Source organism: Bacillus cereus group sp. RP43 (assembly GCF_040459645.1).
GTDB lineage: Bacteria > Bacillota > Bacilli > Bacillales > Bacillaceae_G > Bacillus_A > Bacillus_A mycoides_C.
Map to the genome: position 1 here is coordinate 2,816,190 of NZ_JARVHQ010000001.1, position 22,819 is coordinate 2,839,008.

Consider the following 22,819-nt stretch of genomic DNA (forward strand, 5'->3'; position numbering starts at 1 on the left):
ATATTCTCCTTCTTTTAATTATTTTTGAATTAAAAAATCGTTTTATACATTTTTTTCAAGTATTGAGAACGAACAAAGTAAAAGTATATAATTTGCAAAACTAAGAAACAAATTAATACCATAACTGAACTACCCAAGACTGAAAAATTGGCTAACTTTTGTAAGGCCATAAAAGCAACTGTACTATGTGTAATCGCTATTGAAATTGGTAAAAAGAATAACAATGTAAGTTGACGTGACACAACTTTCTTTAATTCCGGTTTGCTTAAACCGACCTTTGCTATCATTTTATATTGCTGCTGATTTCGTTCTAAGTCTGTGTATAACCGGAAATATAAAAAGCTTGCGGCAAACGTAAAGAAAACAATGCCTATTAATACACTCATGATAGATGCAAGTCCAAACCCTTGCCTCATCTCTATCCATGTAAGAATTAAAGCCGAAAATGTATATTTTTCGCTGTCTACTATATGCTCATTTATACCTTTATTATCCTTCTGAAAAGCAGCTACAATATTTTCCGCAACTTTTTTTGTTTTCTCCCAATCTTTCACAATAAAACCATTAATAGTGTTTTCAAAATAGTAATTCTCTGGATCCGGTATCATTTGATTATATACAGCGTCTGGTACAATAATTATCGTTACTCTTGTATCTTGTAATTCTTTCGGAGTAAGTATTTTATTTACATGCATATCTTTTTTTATATCTCTATACAACAATTGAAAGTTATTTTGATTAGATTTTGTATTAGCAACTTTTCTTGAAGGTATGACAACACTATCATTTTCATCTTTTAAGCTTTCTTTTTCAAAACCAAATGCCTTAGCTAACTTATTATAATCACTTAATTTTATAACGGTTGATAATAAATTACTGTTATAGAGAGTATCTCGAATTTGTTTTATTGAATAAGTCACCTGTTTGAAATTAAACTCACCATCATGGAGTTCGCTTTCTATTTTTTTTAAATGTTCTTTTTCTAAATCGTTATTATTATAAGACTGATAAGAAAATGCAAAAGGACTTTCCGATTCAGCCATGGATGAGTTGCCTAATCCCATACAAGTCCCCACTGCAGTGAAGGCAACGGTAGAAATAATAGTGACCATAAAAAACATTTTTGCATTATCTTTTAATTGATACACTAAATCTGAGATGGTTAGTATGTTTGTTTTCTTAAAGAAAATATTTTCCCTTTTCTTTAATGCACGTAACACATACACACTGAGCTGGGTAAATAAGAAGTACGTTCCAAGTACAACAAAGCTCACCCCTGCCCCCATCATGAATAATACATAATTCGAACCCTTGTACTGAATTGCGTTAATACTATGGAAAACAGCCGTATATCCTAATCCCATACAAATAAGTGCGAATAAAGATAGCCAAAAGGATGCTTTTGGTTCAGGCTTTGGCTTTTCCTCTGCTTTTATTAATTCTACTAATTGCTCTACATTTACTAGTCGAGTAGTGAAAAGTGAAATAAATAAAAATAGTAAGAAGAAAGCTCCAAATGTTATTCCAATTGCTTTAAAGGGCATGTAAAATGGGAGTCCTTTATCAATTATTAACAGATTGTTGCTCATAATTAAGATAAACTTAGAGAACGCCATTCCAATTGTAATTCCTGTTAAAATAGAAGCGATACCAATTATTATATTTTCAATAAATACTAATTTATTCAACTGTGAACGTGACATCCCATGTAGCATTAGAATTCCAAAATCTTTTTTTCTTGTTTTTAAAAATGCACTTACAGAATATAGGATAAAGAAGAATGAGAAGAAAAATATTAACCCCTGCGATATCTGTAGTCCTGACTTTGCAACTGTATTGATTGTTACACTGGTAGCAAGATCGCCTTGTAAATTAGGATGAAATGCAAGTAATGCATAAGTAAAGAAAATCATAATAGCAAACGTACTACTTAAAAAATGAGCCAAATATGTTCGTTTACTTCGAATGACGTTATTAAACGCGAACTGTCGAAAAGTCATTTGCATTTCCTCCTAACAATGCTAAAACCTCTAGAATTTTTTGATAGAATACTTTGCGATTATCTCCACAATAAATCTCATTGTATAACTGTCCATCTTTGATAAACACAATTCGATCACAATAACTTGCAGCCATTGCATCATGTGTCACTAACATCATCGTTGTGCTATTTTCTTTATTAAGCCTTGTCAATAGTTCCATCACATCACGCGCTGATTTTGAATCCAGATTTCCTGTAGGTTCATCTGCAAGTAATAATTTTGGATTATGAATAGTAGCACGCGCGATTGCGGTTCTTTGTGCTTGTCCCCCAGAAATTTCATACGTACGTTTATCTAATATTTCAGTTATCCCAAGTTTTTCAGCAATAGCTTCCACTTTCCTTTCCATTTCTCTAGGATTTACACCATCAAGCGTAAGTGGAAGAACAATATTTTCTTTCACTGTCAATGTATTAAGGAGATTAAATGATTGAAAAACAAACCCTAATTCACGTCTCCGAAATAAAGACAACTGATCTGGAGATAACAGATATGGATTTTCTCCATGAATTACTACTTCTCCTGATGTTGGAGCATCTATAGTAGACACCATATTTAATAGCGTTGTTTTACCACTCCCAGATGGCCCCATAATTCCTACAAATTCACCTTTGTTTATTTTTAAATCAATATGGGATAATGCTGTATATGAAATTTTCCCAGGATAAACTTTCCCTAAATCTGAAACATGTAGTATCTCCACAAGTATTTCACCTTCCATTTCTCTTTTCGATACATGAAGTGTAACCTATATATAGTATGTCTCATATCGATTTCCCTAACATTTATCTAACAAGTTTGTAAGATTCAAAAGAAAAAACCGATGAATAATCATTCTTTCATCGGTTAACGAGATGCATACGGGAATATTATTCTAACTATTGTTCCCTTATCTACCTCAGATTCTAGCTCAATCTTATGATTTAATTTTCCACATACTTCTTTAACAAGATATAATCCCATACCAGTAGACTCTTTAAATTTTCTACCGTTTTCTCCAGTATAAAATGGATGGAAAACACGTGGTAAATCCGCAGTAGGGATACCCACTCCATAATCTCTTACTTCCAAAATAATTGCTCGTCCTTTGGAATACGCCGATACTATTACTTTCTCTTTCTTACTTGATGAATATTTAATTGCATTTGACAGCACTTGATTGAGTATAAATCGAAACCACTTCTTATCTGTTTCTACAATAAGACTCGGATCTACTTTTACCTGTGGATACACATAACTGCGTATAAACAGACGTTTATTTTCATGAATAACAGAATCAATCATTCCCAATAATTGCAATCTGTCTACATGAAAATCTTGTTCAAATGTTTCTAAACGGGCAACATATAAGACCATTTCTAATCCTTTTTTTATTCTTTCCGTTTCTTCATTAATACTGTCAAATCGAGAGTCATCTGCATCTTGTGTAATTAACTCAATAACAGAAAGAGGTGTTTTCATTTGATGAACCCACTGATTCATAAAGGTCATTTGTTCTTGTTGTTTTCGTTCCCATTTTTTTAATTGGTTTTGATAATATTGATATTGAGTTTGTAGTAATTTATCTAAGGCCATTGATAATGGCGTCAAATCACTATCTTTTATTGACTCATTTAACGTTTCCATTGGTGTTGATAGACGCTTGTAGAATGAACGATGACTATAATAACGATATATTAGATAACCCATTAATAAAAAAACACCCAAAAATACAGAATATAATGCTGTCAAAATATGTGGATAACCATCAAACCAATATATAAAAAGAATGATAAGCAATTGGGCAAATGTATAACAAATGAGTGGAATATGTTCTTGTAAAAATAATTTCATTATTCCTTTCCTTCCTTCTCCCAAGTAGCATGCAAACGATATCCAGCACCACGAACTGTCTCCAGTGCGTTTTCAATACCTAAATCTTGCAATTTCTTTCTAATTCTGCCTATATTTACACTCAATGTATTCTCGTCTATATATGAACTATCCCATAGTTGTTCTAAAATCACTTCACGTTTTACAAGGAGCGGAGACTTTGTTATCAATATTTCCAATAACGTTGTTTCTTTTCTAGTAAGTAAAATTGTCTTATCATCTAGTTGAAGTTCCATCCTTTCTGGGAACAGAAATAATCCTGATTGCTCAACTATTCGTTCTTTTACTTTAGGAGCATATTCACCGTATGCTCTTCTGATTTGACTTCGAATTTTAGACATTACAACCTCATAATAAAACGGTTTTGTAATGTAGTCATCACCACCATTTTCTAAAGCCATAACCTGATCCATCTCTCCACTCCTTGCAGATAGAAATATAATAGGACAAGTAGAGATAGCCCGTATTTGGCGGCACCAATAATAGCCGTCAAAATTAGGGAGATTTACATCTAATAGTACTAAATCTGGTTTAAGCTTTTGAAATGTATCTAAAACATTTTCAAAATCCTCTATCATAACACTTTGGTATCCATATTTTTCAATATGCGTTCCCAGTAATTCAGCGATTTTTATATCATCTTCTACAATCATGATTGTATTCATATCTTTCTCTCCTCTAATGGCAGTGTGATTTTTAAAGTTCGTTTGGCTTTTTATATTTAATTTATTTAATAGAGTTGATATATTACATGTATCCTTAAATGCAATTAATATAAAACAAAGCATGTACTTGTTGTTTTTTTAAAAAAATTTTAATAATTAGTGGGTTGATATAAGAAACCATAACACAATATGTTAATGACTTTTATCTTCGTGACTTTGGAATAATGTTTAATTTAACATAACTTGCTACTTCATTTCAATTTCACAAAAAATATATTGTAAGTGCTATATTAATCAGATGTTAAAATTGACAACTATTTTATACAGATTTTACTACTAGCGTTAGTTTATTGGATATTAAGAATTTCAATTATTAAATCCAACTATTTGCTAGAATCATAGCAGATATTAATTATTCTTATTCTAAACTATTAGTTTTTTGTAATAAAAAAACTACATTCTATATTGAATGTAGTTTTTCTAGCTGATTTATTTATTTTTCACTTCATTTTTATAAAAAGCAAATAATGGTTCAATGGCTGGACTAGATAAAAGAGGAATTGCCTTCTCAATCAATTCTCTATCCCAATCAAACCAACGCATTTCCATTAACATATTAATTTCTGTATCAGTGAATCGTTTTTTTATTTCCTTAGCAGGATTACCGCCCACTATTGTATATGGCGGAACATCTTTACATACGACAGATCCTGCCGCAACGATTGCACCTTCACCGATTGTAACGCCAGGCATTATTATAGCATTCATACCAATCCAGGCATCACTTTTAATGACTGTATCACCCTTCGGTTCATAAGATTGTCCGATTTGCTCAGCGAATGGATACACTGTAATCCATTCAGCGTGATGATTATGATTCCCACCCATTAGAATGACAACTCCACTTGCAATACAAACATAATTTCCAATAATGAGCTTATCAAGATGCCAACCCATCTGTTCAATTGGATTGAACAGTGCTTGGGACTTAGCATCGCCCCATAAATACCTTACACAACCATCCTCAAAATTTTGATTTCCATAATACCCTGAATAATAGGAGTACTCTCCTACTTCAATGAGTGGATTTGTTACTATATCTTTTAAATACTTTGTTTCAGACCAATGATTAAATAATGGATGCTTCATAACTATATTCCTCGCTTCTAAGTATTGTAGATTTTTGCAATTTACTTAGAAGCTTAATACGACTGCTACATTTTTTAGCTTTCTCAAACGACGAATCATCATCTTCAAGCCTTTCTTTTATAATAAAGGAATCATAACGTGATAAATTATATAAGTCAAATTAACCATGTTATAATAAATCCGAGAATGCGGACAAGAAAACCATTTTATAATTTTTTTGAAACTCTTTATTTTTTTATTTAAATTACGGTACATGAAATTCACATGGCACTTGTGTAGTAATAATTTCTCCTTATCAAGAGGGTATAATATTACAGCAGAACTTTTACATAGGTGTAGCTTTTGAATAAAGTTTGACTAAATTAACTTAATAAACCTTGATAAAAGAGCGAATAGAAAAAGTTTGATAATTTTTGTGAACCTTACTCAATTAAAGCGCCCGACTGTGGTAGATACATTATCCTCAATTACTTCTTGGGGTAGCGTCAGGAAAATGCGGATTTACAACGCTAAGGAAATGTCACTTATTAAAAAAGCCGATTTCCATCTCAAGGAATCGACTTTTTAGTTATTCTTAATGAACTAACGCATGCGTTAGTTGCATAAGTAAGAGGTTTGAAAAAATAGCCTGTATATATTTGAACGATGAATAACTTACCTATTTTCTTGTGTTGGTTTGCACTATATACAGAAAATCCCAAAAAACTTAACATATTATTTATCTGTTTGTTTTTGCTTCTTTTTCAAATACTCCGCACGCAATTTTTCAAGTTGCTGCTTTTTATCAAATTTGGCAGGCGTCTGTTTTTCATGAAACTTTGCCACAGCTGCCTGACCTTTGTAATCCAATTGATATTTCCCCACTTTGTTCACCTACTTTTCTTGTCTTTAAAGAAAATCTATTCAACAAATATAATATACCTTATTTTACTGAAGTAAATCTTATTAGTCAAAGGAACTTAAAGTAAAAAGCTTGATAACAAGGGAAAAATCAATCTAAAAAGTCGCTTTCCTTAGGCAAGGAAAAGCAACTTTTTGTGTAGTCTTATTCAATTAAATGGCCCGATTGTTGAAGAAAGAGATACTCTGCAAAATAGATCTTTTTATCAATCTTTATTACAAATGATCAAACTTTATTTTAAATCAACAATAGGTAAATTTCTTGGCCATTATTTTGCTTTACATAAAATTCTATACAAAAAAGCAACCTATAAATTTAGGCTGCTTTTTATTCCGTCTTTTATTACTTAGCTAATTCTTTCGTTCCCTGCATTACATCAACGAAAAATCCCCAGTTATTCACAACAGAAGAAATACTAATATGTTCATCTGGAGTGTGAACATTAAAGATATCTGGACCGAATGAAATAGCATCTAACTCAGGCATTTTTTGAACAAATACACTGCACTCAATTCCTGCATGTACTGCGAAGATTTCAGCATCTTTGCTATATTTTTCTTGGTGCACTTTTTCGAATAAATTACGGATAGGCGAATTAGGATTATATGGCCATTCTGGATACTCAGACTCTTTTTCAAATGTTGCCCCTACTAATTCCGCAATATACTTAATTTCATCTACAATATGTTGTTTTAAACTACTTACAGAACTTCTCACTTCGCTTCGTAATTTAATCTCATCTTGCAACGTTTCAATAACACCTAAATTTGTTGAACTTTCTACTAGACCTTTAATATCCATGCTCATACTTTGAATGCCATTTGGAATTAAAAATAACGATGAAATAAGTTGCTTTTGTGTTTCTTTAGCAAATACTTTTTCTACTTTCTCATCCAATTTTGTAAGTGTAACATGAACATCTGGATCAACAGCACGCATTTCTTCTTGTAATACTCGTGTCCATGATTCTAGTATTTCTTCTACTTTCTCTACATCTTCTGTACGTAATACAATTGTAGCTACACTTTCTCGCGGAATTGCATTCGTTTTTAATCCGCCGTGAACTTCACTTATATCAAATTGAATATTTGCTGATAAATCATGTAATACTCGTCCTAATACTTTGTTCGCATTACCACGTTGTTTATCAATTTCCATACCAGAATGTCCGCCTTTTAGACCGCCAACATATAGACGGTATGCATCCATATTCGCTGGCGCTTCATCCCAAATTACTGGAATTGTTTCAACAGCTTTCGCACCACCTGCGCTACTTACAAGTAATTTATGATCTTCTTCAGAATCAATATTAATAAAAATCTTTCCTTCAAAATGATTTGAATCAACAGCGAAAGCTCCGCCCATTGTCGTTTCTTCTTCAGTAGTAATAACTACTTCAAGTGCTGGATGCGGAATGTCTTTTGAATCTAATAAAGCTAATGCATATGCAACTGCAATACCATTATCAGCACCTAAAGTTGTTTGATTTGCATATAACATGTCCCCAATAATTCGTAATTCAATTGGATCTTTTTCAAAATCATGTACGGTTGCTTGGTTTTTTTCACATACCATATCCATATGACCCTGAATAATAATAGCTGGTACATTTTCATAGCCAGCGGTTGCTTCTTTTTTAATAATGACATTTAATGCTTCATCTTGAATCACTTCTAAGTTACGCTCTTTCGCAAAGCCCACTAAAAAATCACTAATTTCCTTTTCATTACCTGATCCTCTAGGAATCTTTGAAATTTCTGCAAAATGATAAAATACAGGGTGCTTTGTTAATTGTTCTAAAGTAGAATACATTTTTAAGCTCCTCTCAAAATAACAAAATAATATGTAAGTCTTTTATCATTATACCATGATTCATTATTTTCACTTTCAATTTCATACTTTAATATCTGCTCGTTAAACATTTAAATTGCATATAAAAAGAGAAAGAAAATGCACTATGCATTTTCTTTCTCTTTTTTTGCTCTCATATATTTTGAAGTACTATTATTCATTAATTTCTCTAACCGATTTATATTTTCCGTTAATGCACCTTTCACAAGAGAGAAATCTGTATTGGGTTCTTCTTTTTTTTCTTTAAAAAACGAAGACTTTTGTACATTTACTTCTGCCATCTCTTCTCCCCCTTTTCAAAAAGATACAATCTTTTATTTATATTATATAGCAAATGCAGATAGGGTGTACACGTATCATTTTCTTTTTAATTCATCTTCTAATTTTTCTACTTGCTGCAAAGTATCTCCTTTTATTAAAGAGAAATCTGTTGTATCTTCATTATCTTCTTTAAAAAAATCATTGTCATTATCTTTTATCACTACAATCACCTCTACGTGCTAGTGTAGGAATGATTGTCCAATTTTATACAAGTTTGTCTAAATTCGCTTTACCTTTATGTATAAGTGAAAAGGACAGAAAAAAATCCTGTCCTTATTTACTAAAATAACTATGATGTATTGTTAAATTATATACATTTTCAAAATCCCGATCTTGAAGATTATTTTTCTTCCCGTCAATAACAATGAAAACATCACTCACTATTTTTGCTGGTATAATACCGACATTTTCTACTTGCACTGCTTTCTGCTCATTCAATTGTTCAATGTGTTCTAATGGAACAATAATACTAAATTGAGAGCGAATACCACGAAAGTTTGTATTTAATTCCTTTGCCGCTTCAAATACAACTATTTTCGCCCCAATCTTTTCCCCATATGAATCTAAAAATACGTTTAAGCTCTTTGTATATTCCTCTTCCGTATGCCATTCCATCGTACCGAATGCTGCTGGATTGACATTTTGAATAATTGTTGTGTAAATTTCTCCTCTTGCTTTAGAAGCAATTAATGATCGTTTTATCGATTGGACAGTCTTACCAATATCACTAAATTTCGCTCCCCATATTTCTGAAATATTTGGTGTTAAAATAAATGCGATATCAACAAAAATAACCATTGCAGTGAACATTAAAAGATTTTTCCAGAGGGTTAAATCAATTCCTTTTATCATGAAATACACGGTGACTGATATTATAAACAACCCATACCAAGTCTTCCTAATACGTTGCTTCTTCTCCTCGTACAACTCTTCGTTTTTCCAATAAAAGAAAACAAGTACTAGAAAAACGATTGCTAAAATAAATAAGCCGATTCGAATGTTAGAGATCACCAATAACATCACCCTCCATTCAAAAACTACTCACGATATCATTACATGCACAAGCAGCTCTCTTTATGACAAAAGACGTGGACAAGCTTCTAAATTTAGCAATATCGCATATACATTAGAAGGTGCCACGTCTTTTACCCCGCATTAACGGGCAGTAAGACCCCACCTCAAAATTCAGAGAAAGCAAGGAAGTTTGATGGGGGATCAACTGCCCATAAAAGCCCGATTGGTTCAACTAATAACCAGTGGGGGGATGAATCCCCCCACTGATTAAAGTTTCACTTTATCATGAATCTACATTGTATATGTAGACAAGCATGCGTTTCAAATTTTCATGTTAAAAAGAAATATGTTTCGGAATTTCCCCTTCAGGTACTTCTCCGTCCATACTTAAATAATAATGACGAATTGGACGTAAATTTTCGTCTAATTCATAAACAAGCGGAATGCTAGTTGGAATATTTAATGAAACAACACCATCATTTGAAAGGTTGTCTAAATATTTCACTAGTGAGCGAATTGTGTTACCGTGTGATGATATCATTACTTTTTCACCATTCTTTAATGCCGGTGCGATTTCTGCATGCCAATAATCAACTACTCTTTTCTCCGTATCCTCTAAACATTCAGTCAATGGGAACTCGCCTTTTTTTAACGTTGTGTATCTCGGATCATTCGCTTCATATCGGGGATCATCTTCAGTAAGTGCAGGCGGTCTCACATCTATACTTCTTCTCCAAATATGAACTTTTTCATCTCCATATTTTTTTGCGGTTTCATCTTTATTTAATCCTTGTAGCGCACCATAATGTCTTTCATTTAGCTTCCAAGATTTATGTATTGGGACCCAAGTGAGATCCATTTCATGAAGTACAATCCATAATGTCCGAATTGCTCGTTTTAATACTGATGTATACGCAACATCAAACGTATATCCATTCTTTTTTAATATTGTTCCTGCTTCTCTCGCTTCACTCAATCCATTCTTTGATAAATCTACATCTGTCCATCCTGTAAATCGATTTTCAAGATTCCACAAACTTTGTCCGTGACGAATGAGTACAAGTTTTATCATTATAATTCCCCTCTCGGAAATATGAATTTTAAAATTTCAATACGTACACATATAAAGTTTTTGGTAATGTGAATTTTTTATCCATAGTTGCCAAATATACAGATAAAAATTTATAATTTTTCAAACTACAAAACAAGATACTATTTCTATCTTTTATTCTACTGGTATTTCACGCTTAGACGTCCATGCATCAAATCCTGAACGGCTATTTGCCATTTCATTCATAACTTGATGCCAACTTTCTTCACATGATTCTCCAAACTTTGAGAAAATAGCTCCCATTTGCTCTCTTTGAACATCGCTCAGTTTTTTCTCTAAGTCTGTTCCGTCTTCTGTTAAAGACAGCTGTTTCACACGACGATCATGTGCAGCTTCATTACTCTCAATAAGTCCTTTATCTAACAGTTGGCGCAACGGTCCGTGAAGAGCTTGTTTACTTATTTCTAAAAGTGATAGCAGCTCATTTACACTAAGCCCTGGAAAACGAGCGATAAAAAACAAAATTCTATGATGTACACGCTGTATACTATATTCTTTTATTATTTCATCTGGTTTTTCTGTGAAAGTTTTATATGCAAAGTAAAATAATGCTAATGCCTCATTCATTTGCTCTTCTTTATGTTGTGTCATCTATTTTCCCCCTGTATGTAAATTATACCACAACTCAATTATGAATAATTAAGTTGGTATATTGAGCCTAATTTCTTCATTCTAAAACCAACAAATTTCAACTATTATATTTTTTGAAGGTTGTTTAATTCGTAAACCATACCTTCAAATAAAGTATCCAAATTACTTTTTACAGATTTCTTAAGGAAATAGGTTAAATTCAAATGATAAATATTGTAAAATTTATTTATTAATATTTTTTTAAAAAACTCAATTGTGATTGGAGTGTTATTGTATGCAAACAAAAAAAGTTTATCTTTATGTATTTAATACGATGTCAGACTGGGAATATGGACATTTAATTGCAGAACTAAACTCAGGAAGATATTTCAAAAAAGAGTTAGCCCCTTTAAAGGTAGTTACAGTAGGAGCTAATAATGAAATTATTACTACGATGGGAGGACTGAGCATAAAGCCAGATATTTCCCTTGATGAATGTACTCTTGAGAGTAACGATCTTTTAGTTTTACCAGGAGGGACTACTTGGGGAGAAAGCATTCATCACCCTATCTTAAAAAAAATTGGTGAAGCGTTAAAACTCGGCACTATTGTTGCTGCCATTTGTGGTGCAACTGAGGGGTTAGCGAATTTTGGATACCTAGATTCTAGAAAACATACAAGCAATGATTTAGAATATATTAAAATGGTTTGTCCTAATTATAAAGGAGAACAACTTTATAAGATGGAACCTGCAGTATGTGATGAAAATTTGATTACTGCATCAGGAGTAGCTCCTCTGGAATTTGCAATGGAAGTATTGAAAAAAATTGATGTATTTGCACCAGATACGTTACATTCATGGTATAACCTAAATAAGACTTATAAGCCTGAATACTTCTTCCAGTTAATGAATTCAATTACTAGATAAGCTAAAAAATTAAATTAGCAGTTTTATATTATATAAAAACCTAAAGTTGTTATAAATACAACAGGTAGCTAAATCTATTATAATCTTATTGAATAACGATGGTCTTTCTTCTTTAGTTATTATAATGAAACGTTCTTTAAAAACCAGTGACGTTTGTAAAACAAAAAATAAAAGGGATGATACATATTAGTCTTGAATCATCCCTTTTTTTATGACGTTAATGTCACCATATTATTTTAATTATTCATCTCCAGCAAGCGTTAACTGCCAAGATACGCCATACTTATCATTTAACCAGCCAAACTTTTTACTAAACGGATATGAACCTAAAGGCATAAGAACTTTTCCATCTTGTGCTAGTTTATTAAAAACTGTTTCGATTTCCTCTTCCGTATCACAAGTTACATAAAGAGACATAGATGGAGTGAATGTAAAATCATGCTTTACATAACTATCGATACACATGAATTCTTGGCCATTTAACGTGAATGTTGCATGTATTACAGTTCCCTCTTTACCAGGTCCCTTTTCATCGTAACGAGAGATGTTTACAATTTCTGATTGATCAAATAGCGACGTGTAAAAATTCATCGCTTCTTCAGCTTTTCCCTCAAACATTAAAAACGTAGTGATTTTTTGATTTATGTTACTCATTTAGAAACATCCCCTTGTTATGTATTTATGCAAAACATACATCGGACAATAAAACCGAACGTACATTCTTATAAGTGTATTGTCTACAAAAACGATGAGTTTGTCAATTATCTATGTTTTATTTCTTCTTAAATAATGCTGTCCAAAGAAATGATTCTCCAAACATATTATTTGGTTGTTCAATTTGCTTCATTTTTCTAATTTCAATTACTTCAAACTCTTTAAATATCTCTCTTAACTTTTCTTCTGAATATGCAAGACCACCTTGCAAACTCCATCCTCTATACACATCCCAGTCCGTTATTTCCGATCCATTTCGCTCATTCAAATCACCTGCTGCAAAACATGTTAATCCGAAATAACCACCCGATTTTAATGAGTTTTTAACTAGATCGACATAATTGATTCTTCTATGTGGTGGAATGTGATGCAAGCAACCGGAATCATATACAAAATCATATTCATCTTGAAAATCCAAATTAAAAATCGATTCACAAACAAATTGTATTTCTATTCCGTTTTCTAACGCCCTCTCTTTGGCCCAATTAATTCCTTCTATAGACAAATCTACGGCTATTACATCAAACCTTTGTTTCGCTAAATAAATTGCATTTCTTCCTGGACCACATCCAAGCTCTAACACTTTCCCTTTTGAAATCCATTCTTTTTGTATATATGAAACTAAATTCTCATCTGGAACATTTGCAAAAAAAGGAACATCCTTTTCTCTATTCGTGTAAAATTCATTCCAAAATGGTACTGCGGGTCTTAATAAAGAATCCATCATCTTCAAAATATCTTCTTGTGTATGTAACGTTTCACTTTTCATCAAAACGCCTCCTGTTAAAAATTCATAATATTTTTACAATAACACACCAGAGAGTTTAAACAAAAGAAAAGCTCCCCATTAATAAAGGAGCTCCGCAAACACTTTTTATTTTCTTAATAAATGTTTAAAATTATTTTTATTACGGTAAATGAAATTAAATTGCTTCATAAATCGAACTTATCGTGTATATACTAATTTCAAAATAAAGAACAAAAAAGAGCCGCAATTTTTCGCGACTCTTTTTTGTCTATCTAATAAATAAAATGATTTACAATCATATCTGAAATTTTATCGGTGATTGTTATTATTTATCAACTTATCAACAAATAATAACAAACCTCTTTATCCCGATTACTATTTTAAGATTTAACGGCCACGTCTTTGCTGACCTTGCTTTGCACTATTGTTCTTATTACTTGGCTTATTAAATGATCGGTTGTTATCATTTCTCGAACTATTTCTTGAATCATTTCTTGAACCACTTCTTGAACCTTCACGGCTATCTCTTTGACGATATTGTCCTGTCTTCTTCGGTTTATCAAATTGTTTTTTTTGTGGTTTTCCATTTTCATCTACATGTTTTATCTTCGGTTGTTCAATTATTTCTCTTTGCAGTGGTGCACCAAGCGTTTTTTCAATTTCTTCTAAATATCTTTCATCTTTCGCTGCAACAAACGTAATTGCAAGACCTGATCCACCTGCACGTCCTGTTCGGCCAATACGGTGAATATAGCTTTCTACATCTTCAGGAATATCATAGTTAAATACGTGAGTGACACCATCTACATCCAGTCCACGAGCTGCTACATCAGTCGCAATTAAGTACTGAATTTTAGCTTCGCGGAAACTCTTCATGACTCTTTCACGTTTCGCTTGAGGTATATCACCATGAAGTTCAGCACAATTATAACCAAATCCCTTTAAATCATCATAAAGCTTACTTGCTCTAACCTTTGTACGACAGAAAATAACTGCTAAAAATGGCTGATCACGATCCATAACAAAACGAAGTGCATCTGGCTTTGCACGATCTGTCGTCTCAATGACACGCTGCTCAATTGTATCTACCGTTACTTCTTCACTTTGTATTTGAATCATTTGCGGCTCTTCCATATAACGCTTCGCTAGTTTTTTAATATCTTTTGGCATCGTTGCTGAGAATAACATCGTTTGTTTACTGTCAGGTGTCTCATCTAAAATATCTTCAATATCATATAAGAAACCGAAATAAAGCATTTGATCCGCTTCATCTAGTACAATCGTTGAAAGATTACTTAAATCAATTGTTTCACGTCGTATATGATCTAATAATCGTCCTGGTGTCGCTACAACAATATGTGTATTACCTTTTAATTTTCTCAATTGTTGTGCTACATCTTGTCCGCCATAAATCGCTAGTACATTAATATCTTCTCTTTGAACAAGCATTTTTTTAATTTCAGTTGTAATTTGCAGTGCTAGTTCCCTTGTTGGTGCAACAATTAAAGCCTGAACATCACTACACTCTGGATCGATTTTTTCTAAAATCGGTAACACGAATGCTAATGTTTTACCCGTTCCTGTTTTCGCTTGCCCAATAATATCTTTACCTGACATAATAACAGGAATTGCTTTTTCCTGAATCGGTGTTGCTTCTGTAATTCCATTTTCACGTAATGTATGATTAAAAGTTTCACTAATTCCTAATTCTAAAAAGTTTTTCAAATAGACCACTTCTTTTCCTTATTTTTCACATTAGCTTTCATTGTACCATTTGTTTCGCCAAATATGAAAAATAAAAAAATTCTTATCTTCTTTTTTTATATTCATCGTGTACTAGGTGGACAAATTCTTTTTGTTTTTTCTCGGAATTTATTAATGCTTCCATGTTAGTAGAAGACAAAATGAACCTTTTAATTTTTCTATTACTCCAAATTAGTCTTGTATACTTTGTATCTTCGTGCAACCTTCGAAACCACTCAAATTCGCTTAATTTGGCAATATGATGCTTTAATTTCATATCATTTCGAGGAAAAAATAAAATGATATCTGCAATTACATCAAACAATAAACTCATCTTCTCCCCTCCTATACATATATATTTCAATGTTACGGAAATATAGTTACAGGGTGATAAAATTGACCACTACATTCATAAAGACTTTTTGCATATTTTTCTTACTATATTTTCAATCTACCTCAATTATTATGGCGAAATCTCAAACCGATATAATAAGTAAATTCAAACACGCTTTACTTAAAAATGATAAAAAATTAATGCAGTCATATGTAACAGAAGGGATTAAACTACCTACTTTCCCAAAAGATAAACCTATTCATGAAATTAAAGTAGTACCATCTCCAAAAGAGGACACTACAATTCTTATTTCTTATTTCAAAGACACTGATGATGTAAGTACTATCGGTTTCATTTTAGAAATAGTAACAAAAAGTAATAAAATATCTCGAATTAATCAAATTTATAATGGAACCAATCCATTTATGAAAGAAGCTACTATTGTAAAAGAATATGAAATGAAGTGTAAGGAACATATACTTACTCCTACAAAATTCCCGTTCGAAATTCACGAATTTCAAGGTTACATCTATAACGATTACTTAGATCTCCAATACTACAATGAAGATTTTAATGGGATTTTAAAAATCACTGTTTCACCAGTTCAAAACAAATTAGGCCTATATGTACATAGGGGAGCTAAGTTCTACAGTTTAAAAAATAATATAAAAGCATTATATAATCCTCATTTTGATTTAGCATATGAGCTTATCTTTCAGAAGAATGGTTTTCAATATACAATTGCAATTGGTAAAAAACTATATATAAAAGGAAAATACCATGCTCATGATTTGATTCAAATCGCAGAATCTATGAATTGAAAATCCTAGCTTTCCGGCATAGGAAAGCTAGGATTTTTATTATTTTATATAGTACACATTTTTTTGAACAGGTACTTTCCTATTTCTTATGGAAATATACAAGTAAGAAAAAATAATAAATTGATTATTTTCTCACTTTTTTGTCCATCCTTTTAAAAAATCTATGTTTTTGTAAAAGGAGTGTTTATATGGAGAAACAGACACTTTGGAAAAAATTCAAAAAAAGCTCAGTAAACCTCGGTAAATCCAGCGTATATGAAAGTATTATTTTATTTTATACAATGAAAAAGAAAGAGTTACCTACTAAAGCGAAACTCATTATATTAGCCGCTTTATCCTATTACGTATTAACAATCGATTTCATTCCAGATATAGCTGCTATTATTGGGATTGGCTTATTAGATGATGTTTTAGCAATCGCTGTGGCGCATAAATATGTTATGCGACATGCTGATGCTGAAATTAGAGAAAAGAGTAAAATAAAAATGGAGTCATTATTTACTTCAGCACACATTTAACGAAGAAAGATAGGCTCTTACTTGTCTTTGCTCACTGCCTAACCATCATCTATAGCTTTTAAACAAATGATTTGAACAGTGTTAATACAGAAAAAAGAACTAAAATAATCTTTTAGTTCTTTTTTGTCAACTCAATTTATTTTTGAACAATAGTTAAAAGAGCCTATTTTAATTTACCAACTAAAACAGGCTCTTTACTAATTTAAATTTACAAGCTCATCATCATTTTACGCTATACTTTGCTACTTCAACAACATTTCTCTTTCATCGCTTTCATCATAGACATAGTAGTCTTCATCATTTCATCACATTCATTCATTTTCACCATCATTGCCTTATCCATTTCTACATCCATTTGCATCATGTTATTCATCATCATTTTCATACACTTCATTTCACACATCATTTTTTCCATAGACATCATCATGTTTGTTGTTTCTACCATCATAGTTTTTTCCATATTAACATCCCCCTAGAATTTTTATGTTACAAGTATAAAAATTCCTTTTCGTTTTTCTAAAACCTTCTTAGTTTACCTCATACAAATATTTATCAATATATTTCCCTCTCAATTCGTCATTGATTAACTTTATTTATTGTCACGCTGAAACGTAAATATAATAAAAAACATCTTATTATAGATGCTTCCTTGTCTAACAATTAAATTATTAACACTATGAAACTCCATTTGTTTCGTAAACATAGGGTAAATCTATTATTTTTATAAAATTCATAAATCCGACTATAACGTATTATAGTTTCATTCATATACTGTAGTAGATCACTAGAAAGGAGGCGTATATATGGAAAGTTGTATTGTGTTCGTAAACGGCCAACCTTTTTTAGTACTCACAGTTGCTGGCATCGAAATTGCTAGATTGGAAATTACTCTTCAAGTAGCACTAGCTTTGAGAGTTCTCGGTATTCCAATCTGTGGGTAATTCATTTAAGTAAGTTTAAAAGAGAGCTTTCGCTCTCTTTTAAACTCTTGTCAAAAAATGCACTTCTATACACTTAGCAAGTGTGACTCATAGCCTTGTAGAAATTATATAATAAATATACAAGCATTTACGTTAAAAGAACTTTCTTTAACACACACATCTGCAAACAATTCAACATCCTCTTCATATCACGTTCTTTATAGTGATTCAGACATGCTATTTGAATCCAGTTATTCTTTTGTAAATATGCTGATTCATAATGAACAATATATCCTTGTAATGCTAATGCATCGCCTACTGCCTTAGAAGACTGCCCTTCGTTTAATTGAATGGTAAGAACAATTTGAGCGGCATGATCTTTAGGTGAAACAAGCTTTAAACCCATAGTAGTAATAGCTTGCTCAATATAAGCATACGCCTCTTTTATTTTTTCAAATGCCTCTTCATCTTCAAATTGCTTCAATGCTTCTTGCAGTGCATAAATTAAATTCCATGAATGGGAGTATGGAATACTATCATTCATTTCATACATACCAATATCTATATACGCAGGTATTGCTTCGTTTTTCTCTATCATGTGATTATGAAAAACGAAAGATAATCCTGTAAATGATTTAATCGCTTTTCCGCTTACACCACTTGCAAAATATACATCCTTCAAATTTATTGGTATTGCTCCGATTGAGCTTATACAATCTACACATAGTTTCATTTGATACTTTTTACAAAGAATGTTTAGTTCTTCTAAATTATTTAACATTCCAGTTGATGTTTCATGGTGAACAAACCAAAGCCATTCATAATTTCCAGTTGCCATTATTTTTTCTAATTCTGTATAAATAAACGGCTCTCCCATTTCTTTTTTATACGTATCAAAATTTAAATATGCACGTTTTGCCTGCTCAATTAATCTATTACCGAATTCCCCGTTCGCTAAAACTAGTCCTTTACCTTTTAATGAACGTAACTGTAAAGCAATTGCATCATTCGCTAACGTTCCTGTTCCTAACATAAGTTGTACACGTTTTGCTTTCGTTATTTGAAGTAATCGTTTTTTTACATTTTCCATCGTCACTTGAAATGACTTAGAGCGATGGGAAATAGGCTTAGTAGAAAATGCCTTTTGGACATTCTCTTCGATGTCTACTGGGCCAGGTAAAAACGTATATTCTTTCGTCATAATCCCCCCAACACTCGACTCTTCAAACATAGCAGGTGTAACATACATTGGCTGGAAAGCTGCTGCTTCTGTACCAACTAACGTATAGAAAGGTTTGAATCCCATTTGTTCATATAAAGGAAGCTCACGTGTTGTGGCTGAAATGAGGGCTAATTCATATCCATTTAGAAGTAAATAACGATGTAAAAAGCGAATTAAGCCTAATAGCGCTCTTCCATTTCGATATTCACTTTCTACTGAGAGCAACCGAATTTCATATACTTTTTCTCCATGCTCTTGTAAATAAAAATCTAAATTTGAAATTTTATAATCTAATGAGAAGGGTCGTTTTCCCCGCACCGCGACCATACCAACTAATTTCCCACCATCTAAACAAATTAAATATGTATTTTCTTCATGAAATCGATCTATACGAAAACGGTTTTTCGTTTCTTCATGCTGCGGAATCTCTTCTACAAATGTTTTATAGTTCAATTTATGTATGCTTTCAAATTCCCAAGTTTGATCAGCAACTATATAAATTAACCCCATGTCCTATCCCCTTTATCTCTCTAATTATCGCTCACTATCTATTTAAAAAATATAATAAGTGGAGATTACTCCACTTATTAAAAGTTCACTTTATTCTCGATTTACATATAGAATAAGTAGAATAATAAGTACACTTAAAATAGTCGTAACACTAGAGTAAGAATAAAAAATCATGCAAATTGGTAAACAAGCGATTGTAATTAACCCTGGCTTAGTAAACCCTTTAAATATTACATAAAATACAATAAAAATACCTATTAGAGTAAGCGCTATCAAATAATCAAATGCGATTAATCCTCCAATAAATGTTGAAATACCTTTTCCGCCCTTGCCTTTAAACAAAATTGGATAAATATGTCCAATGATAACAGCCAATAATGCCAGCATTACGAATGTAGCATCTTCAAAAAGGTATTTTGCTATATAAACTACAATTGCACCTTTGATCGCATCACCTATAAATGTAGCGACAAAATACCCTTTTCCATATACTCGCCCCATATTTCTTGCACCAGGATTTCCGCTTCCTTCATCACGAATATCAACGTTATGTCTCCATTTTGTTACTATATAAGCGGTCAATATGTTTCCAAACAAATAAGAAGCCACTACATACAACAACTGCATACTATTAATCATGTAATCATTCACTTTCTACATGGGAATACTTATACAATATTCAATGACTATGTATATTGTACTTTTTTATCAACATCCCTTTATATATTTTAACATCATATTTTTACAAATCATACAAAAATTCTCATTCAGCTATTTACACTTTAAAATATAAATCCTTCATTAAATAATATGTTCCTTTCACTGCCATTTCTGATCGTGATACAAATGTAAGTTCTTCAATCCTTTCTTCACAGCATTTCTTAAATTCAGTATATATTTCAGGAACTAAACGCAATATGCCGCCACTTACTGCAATTGGAGTTGAAAGCTTAAATTGCATCTTATTATAAACATCTACTGTAATTCTCGCTAATTCCTTACCAGCTTGCATCATAATTTCATGTGCATCATCATTCCCATTTCTCGCTTCCTGAATAATTAATGGTGCGATTGCTGCAACTTTATCTTTTGAAGAAGTATATACTATGCTTCTTATATGAGACGGTGTCAAAAGTTGAAACTGCCTTTGAATATTCAAGCTTAATGGAGAAAGGCTAACTCCTTGATCGAATTGTAATGACATTCTCTTTAAAGCTTGTAAAGCAATCCAATAACCGCTTCCCTCATCTCCTAAAATATGTCCCCATCCACCACTATACTCGTACACTTTGCCTTTCTTTCCTATACAAATGGCACCTGTACCACCTATAGTTAATATTCCATCCTTACCTTTTAAAGCAGCCGCATGTGCAATGATAGCGTCATTAAAAATTTCAATTTGTGTTCCATACTTCTTTTTTAAACGTAATGTTAATTCGTTTGTATTTGCCCCACTTATACCCGCTAATCCTAAACAAATACAAACGCAGTTCCCATTTATTAAACCTTTCTGGCATTGATCGATCGCTTCCATAATATGCAAAATTGCTTCTTCAAAATCTATTATTATATTTCCAAAGCTACTCGTACCTCTTACAACTTCGTTTCCGTCTTGATCAAAAGCAATTGCTTCTGTCTTCGTTCCACCGCCATCTACTCCAATCATATACTTCATTTACTTGCCCCACTTTCATCTTCTTATCGGATGTAAAGTTATATTCCCTAAAACAACAGATTTCTTCGCACCTGTAGCACTCGGCACATTACTCGGATTACAATGGTACGTTTCGTTTGCTAAAACTGCAAATGCGATTGCTTCTTTCGCTGCTGAAGAATAGCCTATATCTTCTTGGATAAAGATTTCACATTTTTCTTCTTTCAATCCATTCCGTATCATTTTGATAAGTGTCTCATTATAACTTCCCCCACCACCTAAAATTATCTCATCGATTTCATATAATGGAAAAATGAACTCCTTATAATGATGAACAATTGAACTTGCTGTAAACATCGTGACAGTCGTCAATATATTTTCGTTACTATGTTTTTCAAACTGCTTCAATAATTCGTTCACAAATTCTATTCCAAACTGTTCTCTACCTGTTGATTTTGGTGGATTCATTTTCAAAAATGGATGGTTCATGCAGTATGTCAACATTTCATCTACAACTACTCCCTGTTTTGCAATTCCACCATTTTGATCATATGGTAAATGAAAGAATCTTTGACATACTTCATCGATTACCATGTTCCCTGGGCCGGTATCAAAAGCAATTACACTCTTATTACTTCGTTTACTTGGAATCACTGTAACATTACCAATCCCGCCAATATTTTGCATTAGCCTATTTTTAGTTTGATGCTGGTATAAAATGATCTCTGAATATGGTACAAGTGGTGCACCTTGTCCCCCTGCTGCCATATCCATCGTTCGAAAGTTAGAGATAACCGTTGTATTCGTTTCATACGCTATAACTGCTGGTTCCCCAATTTGAAATGTTGAAGAAATAATATTACCTTCTGGTGCTGGTTGATGATAAATCGTTTGTCCGTGAGAACCTATTAAACTTAATTGTTTTAGCGACAAATCAGCCTGTTTACAAACTTCCTTTACAGCATTGGCGAAACATAAACCAAGTTTGAAATTTAAACTACATATTAGTTGCACATTTGAATTCTCTATTGATAATGCATGTTGTATCTCATTTTTTATATCATTGCAAAATGGAACAGTATTAAAATGGATGAGTTCGACCTTAGAATCTACACCGTTCCCTTCTATATGAACGAGCGCTACATCTATTCCATCTAACGATGTACCGGACATTATCCCTGCAATATACATAAAATGCATGCCCCCTATTC

Annotated in this window: 25 protein-coding genes; 4 read left to right on the forward strand and 21 right to left on the reverse strand. The window is 32.2% G+C overall.

Annotated features, from left to right (window positions below):
* Positions 1-29: 29 nt before the first annotated feature.
* From QCI75_RS14750 to QCI75_RS14805, 12 genes are all read right to left on the reverse strand, one after another.
* The gene (locus tag QCI75_RS14750; protein ID WP_353760752.1) at positions 30-2,000 is read right to left on the reverse strand and encodes an FtsX-like permease family protein; all 1,971 of its coding nucleotides are present in this window, start codon (positions 1,998-2,000) and stop codon (positions 30-32) included.
* Positions 1,975-2,745, reverse strand: a complete 771-nt coding sequence (locus QCI75_RS14755) for an ABC transporter ATP-binding protein (protein WP_002141793.1) — start codon at positions 2,743-2,745, stop codon at positions 1,975-1,977. Before QCI75_RS14755 ends, QCI75_RS14750 begins: the two co-directional genes overlap by 26 nt.
* 143 nt (positions 2,746-2,888) lie before the next feature.
* On the reverse strand, positions 2,889-3,875 hold the full coding sequence (locus QCI75_RS14760) for a sensor histidine kinase (protein WP_002127431.1): 987 nt from the start codon (positions 3,873-3,875) through the stop codon (positions 2,889-2,891).
* Positions 3,875-4,579, reverse strand: a complete 705-nt coding sequence (locus QCI75_RS14765) for a response regulator (RefSeq protein WP_353760753.1) — start codon at positions 4,577-4,579, stop codon at positions 3,875-3,877. The genes QCI75_RS14760 and QCI75_RS14765 overlap by 1 nt, the downstream gene beginning before the upstream one ends.
* A 489-nt stretch (positions 4,580-5,068) precedes the next feature.
* Positions 5,069-5,728 (reverse strand): CatB-related O-acetyltransferase, encoded by a 660-nt coding sequence (locus QCI75_RS14770; RefSeq protein WP_144508621.1) that lies wholly within the window; start codon positions 5,726-5,728, stop codon positions 5,069-5,071.
* Between the two features lie 714 nt (positions 5,729-6,442).
* Positions 6,443-6,592, reverse strand: coding sequence for a hypothetical protein (locus QCI75_RS14775; protein ID WP_002069316.1), 150 nt, complete (start codon positions 6,590-6,592; stop codon positions 6,443-6,445).
* Positions 6,593-6,971: 379 nt separating this feature from the next.
* On the reverse strand, positions 6,972-8,441 hold the full coding sequence (gene pepD / locus QCI75_RS14780) for a beta-Ala-His dipeptidase (protein WP_353760754.1): 1,470 nt from the start codon (positions 8,439-8,441) through the stop codon (positions 6,972-6,974).
* A 143-nt stretch (positions 8,442-8,584) separates the two neighbouring features.
* The gene (spoIISB, locus tag QCI75_RS14785) at positions 8,585-8,761 is read right to left on the reverse strand and encodes a stage II sporulation protein SB (protein ID WP_044791796.1); all 177 of its coding nucleotides are present in this window, start codon (positions 8,759-8,761) and stop codon (positions 8,585-8,587) included.
* Positions 8,762-8,836: 75 nt separating this feature from the next.
* Positions 8,837-8,962 (reverse strand): D-alanyl-D-alanine carboxypeptidase, encoded by a 126-nt coding sequence (locus QCI75_RS14790; protein WP_144508623.1) that lies wholly within the window; start codon positions 8,960-8,962, stop codon positions 8,837-8,839.
* A gap of 112 nt (positions 8,963-9,074) precedes the next feature.
* Complete coding sequence (locus QCI75_RS14795; RefSeq protein ID WP_144508625.1) at positions 9,075-9,812, reverse strand: type II toxin-antitoxin system SpoIISA family toxin; 738 nt, start codon at positions 9,810-9,812, stop codon at positions 9,075-9,077.
* 337 nt (positions 9,813-10,149) lie between these two features.
* Positions 10,150-10,887, reverse strand: a complete 738-nt coding sequence (gene gpmA / locus QCI75_RS14800) for a 2,3-diphosphoglycerate-dependent phosphoglycerate mutase (RefSeq protein ID WP_144508624.1) — start codon at positions 10,885-10,887, stop codon at positions 10,150-10,152.
* A gap of 153 nt (positions 10,888-11,040) precedes the next feature.
* Complete coding sequence (locus tag QCI75_RS14805) at positions 11,041-11,517, reverse strand: MarR family winged helix-turn-helix transcriptional regulator (RefSeq protein ID WP_353760755.1); 477 nt, start codon at positions 11,515-11,517, stop codon at positions 11,041-11,043.
* Positions 11,518-11,791: 274 nt separating this feature from the next.
* Between QCI75_RS14805 and QCI75_RS14810 the strand changes: the two genes are divergently transcribed.
* Entirely contained in the window at positions 11,792-12,424 is a 633-nt protein-coding gene (locus tag QCI75_RS14810) for a type 1 glutamine amidotransferase family protein (protein ID WP_002017047.1), read from the forward strand.
* Positions 12,425-12,664: 240 nt separating this feature from the next.
* Here the strand turns inward: QCI75_RS14810 and QCI75_RS14815 are convergent, their stop codons facing one another.
* The 4 genes from QCI75_RS14815 to QCI75_RS14830 form a co-directional block, all read right to left on the reverse strand.
* A complete protein-coding gene (locus QCI75_RS14815; protein ID WP_144508667.1) occupies positions 12,665-13,078 on the reverse strand; it encodes a VOC family protein in 414 nt (137 codons plus the stop codon).
* Positions 13,079-13,196: 118 nt separating this feature from the next.
* Positions 13,197-13,907, reverse strand: coding sequence for a class I SAM-dependent methyltransferase (locus QCI75_RS14820; protein WP_144508668.1), 711 nt, complete (start codon positions 13,905-13,907; stop codon positions 13,197-13,199).
* A gap of 366 nt (positions 13,908-14,273) precedes the next feature.
* Positions 14,274-15,620 (reverse strand): DEAD/DEAH box helicase, encoded by a 1,347-nt coding sequence (locus QCI75_RS14825; protein WP_353760756.1) that lies wholly within the window; start codon positions 15,618-15,620, stop codon positions 14,274-14,276.
* A gap of 73 nt (positions 15,621-15,693) precedes the next feature.
* Positions 15,694-15,963, reverse strand: coding sequence for a hypothetical protein (locus QCI75_RS14830; RefSeq protein WP_016087861.1), 270 nt, complete (start codon positions 15,961-15,963; stop codon positions 15,694-15,696).
* 29 nt (positions 15,964-15,992) lie between these two features.
* Here QCI75_RS14830 and QCI75_RS14835 point away from each other — a divergent pair, with 29 nt between their 5' ends.
* Both QCI75_RS14835 and QCI75_RS14840 read left to right on the forward strand, forming a co-directional pair.
* Positions 15,993-16,784 carry a hypothetical protein gene (locus tag QCI75_RS14835; RefSeq protein ID WP_144508670.1) on the forward strand — a complete coding sequence of 264 codons (792 nt, stop codon included), beginning with the start codon at positions 15,993-15,995 and terminating at the stop codon, positions 16,782-16,784.
* A 188-nt stretch (positions 16,785-16,972) separates the two neighbouring features.
* On the forward strand, positions 16,973-17,302 hold the full coding sequence (locus QCI75_RS14840) for a YkvA family protein (protein ID WP_002035120.1): 330 nt from the start codon (positions 16,973-16,975) through the stop codon (positions 17,300-17,302).
* Positions 17,303-17,549: 247 nt separating this feature from the next.
* Here QCI75_RS14840 and QCI75_RS14845 read toward each other — a convergent pair whose 3' ends face one another.
* Positions 17,550-17,762 (reverse strand): hypothetical protein, encoded by a 213-nt coding sequence (locus QCI75_RS14845; RefSeq protein ID WP_000416118.1) that lies wholly within the window; start codon positions 17,760-17,762, stop codon positions 17,550-17,552.
* Positions 17,763-18,105: 343 nt separating this feature from the next.
* Between QCI75_RS14845 and QCI75_RS14850 the strand changes: the two genes are divergently transcribed.
* Entirely contained in the window at positions 18,106-18,243 is a 138-nt protein-coding gene (locus tag QCI75_RS14850; RefSeq protein WP_002127410.1) for a DUF3956 domain-containing protein, read from the forward strand.
* Between the two features lie 127 nt (positions 18,244-18,370).
* Here the strand turns inward: QCI75_RS14850 and QCI75_RS14855 are convergent, their stop codons facing one another.
* The 4 genes from QCI75_RS14855 to anmK form a co-directional block, all read right to left on the reverse strand.
* Positions 18,371-19,954, reverse strand: coding sequence for an aminotransferase class V-fold PLP-dependent enzyme (locus QCI75_RS14855; RefSeq protein WP_353760757.1), 1,584 nt, complete (start codon positions 19,952-19,954; stop codon positions 18,371-18,373).
* Positions 19,955-20,044: 90 nt separating this feature from the next.
* The gene (gene plsY / locus QCI75_RS14860; protein WP_144507052.1) at positions 20,045-20,593 is read right to left on the reverse strand and encodes a glycerol-3-phosphate 1-O-acyltransferase PlsY; all 549 of its coding nucleotides are present in this window, start codon (positions 20,591-20,593) and stop codon (positions 20,045-20,047) included.
* A gap of 136 nt (positions 20,594-20,729) precedes the next feature.
* Positions 20,730-21,629, reverse strand: a complete 900-nt coding sequence (locus tag QCI75_RS14865; RefSeq protein WP_144507053.1) for a BadF/BadG/BcrA/BcrD ATPase family protein — start codon at positions 21,627-21,629, stop codon at positions 20,730-20,732.
* Positions 21,630-21,644: 15 nt separating this feature from the next.
* A complete protein-coding gene (gene anmK, locus QCI75_RS14870; protein ID WP_353760758.1) occupies positions 21,645-22,799 on the reverse strand; it encodes an anhydro-N-acetylmuramic acid kinase AnmK in 1,155 nt (384 codons plus the stop codon).
* Positions 22,800-22,819 lie beyond the last annotated feature (20 nt).